Genomic DNA, 3,502 nt, shown 5'->3' with positions numbered 1-3,502 from the left:
TTTGGCCTGCGACGTTTCTTTGGGCGCGGGGCGCGCCGGTCGCCGACGCGTGCTGGCATCGTGCCTTTCTCGAAGAAAGGTGGTAAACACTCGCGATATGGAGGGGCGTATTCTGACATGTGGCTGGAGTCGCGTTATTCCATCAATAGATTGAGCATTCGGGACATCGCCATCACGAAGCAGGTGTCCGCGCAGATCGATCAGTATGTCGGTTCTTTGGTGAACCAAAATCCGTTGTTCGCCCGCTCGGGCAAGAAGTGCGCCTACGTGACCGTGGCGTCCCCCAGTTACGATTTCGGCTTAAAGGTGCTGCTATCCAGCTTGCGCCGCCATTCGAGTATTCCGGTCATTGTCCTGACGACTCGCCGATGGGAGTTCCGCAACAATGCCGAAAATGTATTTTTCCTCGAAGTGCCAACCTTGTTTAACGACAAGTATCGCTCGCACCGGGCGGAGATAGGCGAAACGTTGACGAAGTTGTGGGTGTTCGGGCTTATGAGCCTCGATCGCATTGTCTATCTGGATGCAGATTGCCTTGTTCGTCAGTCCGTGGACGATCTTTTCGATCGAACCGGTTTCTGTTGTGCGCCTGACTATATTGAAGACGCAGGGACCGCGCGCTTCAACAGTGGTGTCATGGCGTTTGATCCGTCGAAGGAAATCCGCGATCTCATTTACGAGAAGACCTATTCGACGGATTCGTATGATCACGGCGATCAGGGCTTGTTGAACAATCTGCTTGCACCATTCGTGAAATATCTGCCGGTCGAGTACAACCTCACGCGCCACTACTCGTTCTATTGCGGACCGGACACGCGGCCTTCTTCCGCGCGCATCATCCACTACATCGTGAAGAAGCCCTGGGAACTATGGTACCGCGAGACGCCAGACGTGGCGCTGCTCGAGCTCGACGCGTTGTGGACGGCGCAGCTGTCTCATGCTGATCTGTTGGATCTCGTTTCGATGTGGCGCCGTCGCCAGTTCATCGCCGAGCGGCCGCGCTTTGAGTCCTTGCGTGGCCACGGTTCTGGCTGGGCCTCGATCTTCGAGCGTAGCCGGCGATTCAGGCTCTTCGTTACAGGAGCGGTTGCGGTGCTGCTGAGCATCCTGCTGTGCGCGGCCGTAGCGCTGGTGTTAACACTCGTCCGCAATTAATCCGCGTTGAAAGGCAATCGGCGGCGCTCGCCGCGCCGGTGGCTCTCTCCAGGAGATCGGGATGCAAAGGCTCTTCAGTTTTCGCGCACCCCAGCCGGAGCGTCGCTTCGCAATGGACGACTTCGACGGTCGCGACTTTGTGGTTGCAACTGCTTGCGAGGGGGGCCTTCTGCAATATGAGAGGCCGCTGCCCCAGCTGCTCATCGCCTGGCTGATCCAGGATGAAGGGCTGTTTCTCGATGTCGGCGCCAATACCGGCTTATACAGCCTGCTCGCCGCCGCCGCCGCCCGCGCCGTGCGCGTCGTAGCTTTTGAACCGATGGCGGATATCGCCGCCAAACTGCAGCGCAACGTGCAGCTGAATGAAGGATTTTCAGCCAGGATCACGGTCGTGCCGCAGGCGCTATCGCGGGGCGCGGGCATGATGCAGTTCTATGAAACGATCAACGACAAGGGCTACCTTTCGACCAGTTCGTCGTTCGAATTGGCTCACGCCAAACTGGTTGGCGCCGAATTCAACACCACCGACGTCAGTGCGACTACCCTCGACGCGTGGGCCGCCGAGCACGGCGTTGATAGAGCGGCGATGATCAAGATCGACGTTGAGGGGCATGAGCAGGGCGTGCTCGAAGGGGGAATGGAGTTTGTCCGCGTGGCCAGACCTTTGATCGTCTTGGAGCTGCTCCAGCCGAGCAACTTCGCTTTCTTTCAGAATTTTGCAGCCGATCACCGCTATCTGAATTTCACCTTGGGTCCCGACTTCATCAAAGAGGAGCCGCGCGTCGAATTTTCTCCGACGTCGTGGAATCACGTCTTCTGCCCTGTGGAGAAAGTCTATCAGTTTGTGATTGCCGCACGAACGGCGGGTCTGGAGCCGCGATAGTCGCTCGGCACCGGCCGCTTGTTCGGCATCCTTTGCGAGATGACGAAACATGCGAATTCTGATCGATTGTTCGTATATCAATTTTCAAGCCCAGCCGAGCGGGGTGCCTCGTGTCGTCGCACGGTACGTCGAATGGGGCTATCGTTGGGGTGAGTTAAGCGGCATCGAAGTCATCCCGGTCGTCCCGAAGGCGCGCGGAATTTTCGTCGTCCATCCGGTTCCTGGCACGCCGCCGGCGTATCTGAGTGAGCAGAAGGAAATCGGCGGGGTTAGAAAGACGATTCGTTCATTCGGCGGGCTGGCCTACGGCGCGGGTCGAATGGGGCGCTCTGTAGCGCGCAAGCTTCTCCATTCAGTAGCAAGGCGCTTCGACAACCCGCGAAAAAATTCCGTTTTCTATCGTATCGACGAGCGTCTGACTGAGCTTGCGCGGCATGTCTATCTCTACGTGATGGATCGGGCGCCGAATCCGCACCGCATTTCACTGCAGAGCGGCGACCTCCTGTTTTCCCCCGCCTACTGGCATGATGTTGATCCGGCCATCTATCGCGGCATTCGTGCGCAAGGCTGCACGATCGTCATGCTGGTGCACGATCTGCTGCCGATCACGCTCGCGGAACAGTACCAATCGCCCTGGCGCGAGCAGTTTCGGCTCAACCTTTCTCAGGCGCTGGATTACGCGTCGGCGTTCGTGTGCGTGTCCGAGGTGACACGACAGGATTTGCGGAAGTTTGCCCGAGATTTCGGCGAGGCAGGGCACTTCACGACGGCACACAACGGCTATCAGCCGGTGGGAACATATCAGCCGACAGCGCGGTCTAAGCGGCTTGAGAGTTTGTTCGAATCGGAGCGTTGTCCGCTGCTGATGGTCGGCTCGCTCGAGCCGAAGAAGGGGCATGCGCGCGTGCTCGACGTGCTCGAGCGCAAATGGTCGTCGGGGTACAGTCGTCCCTTAGTCATCGCGGGCCGTCCGGGCTGGCTGTCGTCGGATATCGTATGGCGCATCCGGCAATCCGCCCATCTCGGAACGAGACTGTTCTGGTTTGATGATTTGGATGATGACGATCTGAGCTTCGCGTATGTGCGCTGCCATGCCTTGGTTTTTGCTTCGCTCGCGGAAGGATTCGGCCTTCCCTTGGTGGAAGCATCGATGGACCGCAAGCCATCGGTTGTCTTGAGGACCGAGATTGCCGAGGAAATTCTCGGTGATTACGGTGTTTTTTTCGACGAGTCTGAACACTCCCTGTCCACCATTCTGGATCGGCTCGAGGATTCAGAATTCTATGACGCAATACAACAGCGACTTGTCACCTTTACGTGGCCGGGTTGGCGGGAGACTGTCGCTGCCGTGTTCGATTGCCTGGTTTCGTGCCGGGACGACTGGACGGCGCTCCCCGCAACCGTGAAGCCGGTACCGCCGTCTGCCGCGTTGACGGCGGGCACCGTCAAGATGCTGGCGTCTGC

Annotated in this window: 3 protein-coding genes; all 3 read left to right on the top strand. The window is 58.4% G+C overall.

Translation table 11 applies throughout. From position 1 onward, the window contains the following. Positions 1-1,155: glycosyltransferase (locus tag WB528_RS26105; RefSeq protein ID WP_423892150.1), on the top strand; the 1,155-nt coding region annotated here is incomplete at its 5' end. A gap of 112 nt (positions 1,156-1,267) precedes the next feature. Then, entirely contained in the window at positions 1,268-2,038 is a 771-nt protein-coding gene (locus WB528_RS26100; RefSeq protein ID WP_423892148.1) for an FkbM family methyltransferase, read from the top strand. 49 nt (positions 2,039-2,087) lie between these two features. Continuing rightward, the coding region (locus WB528_RS26095; protein WP_423892145.1) for a glycosyltransferase at positions 2,088-3,502 on the top strand (1,415 nt) is incomplete at its 3' end.

It is taken from the genome of Bradyrhizobium sp. (assembly GCF_049586575.1).
Classification (GTDB): Bacteria; Pseudomonadota; Alphaproteobacteria; order Rhizobiales; family Xanthobacteraceae; genus Bradyrhizobium.
The sequence above is the reverse complement of the archived record's forward strand: the minus strand, read 5'-3'. Positions and strand labels throughout refer to the sequence as shown.

Coding starts and splice junctions, on each gene's coding strand:
- WB528_RS26100 (WP_423892148.1), top strand. CDS start 1,268: ATGGACGACTTCGACGGTCGCGACTTTGTGGTTGCAACTGCTTGCGAG.